The sequence below is a fragment of the Nocardia sp. NPDC057455 genome, from assembly GCF_042802775.1.
In the GTDB taxonomy this organism is placed as follows: domain Bacteria; phylum Actinomycetota; class Actinomycetes; order Mycobacteriales; family Mycobacteriaceae; genus Nocardia.
Window position 1 is genome coordinate 3,618 of the sequence record NZ_JBHVDM010000173.1, and the last position, 1,372, is coordinate 4,989.

A 1,372-nucleotide genomic window follows, 5' to 3' on the forward strand; every position below is an offset into this window, starting at 1 on the left:
CTGGGTGTGTGTGCCGTGCGAGTGCGCCGTCGCCGAACACGATTGGCTACCGCCGCCCGCCGTCGATAGCCCGGTTACGTCCAGCGTCGCACCGTGGGAGTGGATACCGCCGCCGAGCATGTAGAACGGGAACGTCGACTCGCCGGTCGGGTCGGGCCCGTCCCACAGCGGCCGCGTCGAGGCTACCGAGAAAATCGTCGTTTGCAGCGACACGACCGACCCGGCCGCCTGCGAGGCCGTCGTCTGCGCCGTCGAGGCGGTCGAATGGGTGTCGTTCATCGAATCGGCAATGTTCTGCACGATCTCGGCGAGGCTGTCACCCACGAGCGGCACATTGTCGAGTAGGTCGGCGATCAACCCGAGCGCGATAGCAATCAGGTCGTTCACGGAGTCGACGCCGAGCAGCCCGGCGACCCAGTCGCCGAGGTCGCCCAGGGTGCGCCCGATACCGGTGATGACTTCGATGATGTCGCCGATGATCGGCATTTCCTCGAGCGCCGGTAGCAGGAAGTCGAGAATATCCGGTTGCGGCCCGGGAACCCGCCGGGGTAGATGCTCCACTTATCGACTCCCCCTCAACAATTCGGGTACGGGTTTGCGCTACGTCGTGACTCGTTCGACTCTTGGCGCGCCTGGTCGGCGTCCTGGCGCGCGATGTTCGCCGCGTAGCGGGTTCGGAAGTCCGTCATCAGTCGGCGCGGTTGGTCGCGTCCTTCGGGGCCCTGCGGTATCTCGAGCAGCGCTTCGACGAGGTCGCCGACGGCGACGTCGTTTTCTCGGCGCGCGGCGTCGGCGGACCGGCGCGCACGGTTGTCGTCGGCGGCGATGTCGGCGCGTTCGATGATCGTGCGCCGAAACTCGCTGTTACATCCGCGCTGCGTGATTGTGAATTGGACAATGAGCCCGGTCGAGACGACGAAAAGTACGATCAGCAGAAGTCGAAAGCCTCTGCCTTGCAACCATTCCCGGAACGGGTTGCGCACGATCTCGGGCCGCAATCCGCCGGGTACCCGGCGGAAGCGCACAAACCGGCCCACGATCCAGCCAGCCAGGAAACTTGCCGTGGCGACCGCCAAGACTTCGGGCAGGCTTGTGCTATCCGTCGTCGGAATCATTGCCGTCATCCTTCGATTTGGGGTTTCGGGCACGCTGATAAAGCGAGACGAAAATGCCGACTACTGCCATCATCACAATGTTGAGTTCGGGGGGCGGCTTGTAGTCCGGCCGCCATATCGGCGCGAGGTATCCGACGAGCCAAACCATCGTGATTGCGACAGCCAGGAACGCGAACACTCGCGTTAACAGCCGCTCGTCTCTTGGCACCGACACTCACCCCGCCTCGCGTAGTCGAAAATGCTCATCTCCAGCGCTC

Annotated in this window: 2 protein-coding genes; both read right to left on the reverse strand. The window is 64.0% G+C overall.

The annotated features are described in order from the left end of the window. The coding region (locus ACFU5M_RS34005; RefSeq protein ID WP_379055644.1) for a hypothetical protein at nt 1-561 on the reverse strand (561 nt) is incomplete at its 3' end. 14 nt (nt 562-575) lie between these two features. Further along, entirely contained in the window at nt 576-1,115 is a 540-nt protein-coding gene (locus ACFU5M_RS34010) for a hypothetical protein (protein WP_379055646.1), read from the reverse strand. Between the last annotated feature and the right edge of the window lie 257 nt (nt 1,116-1,372).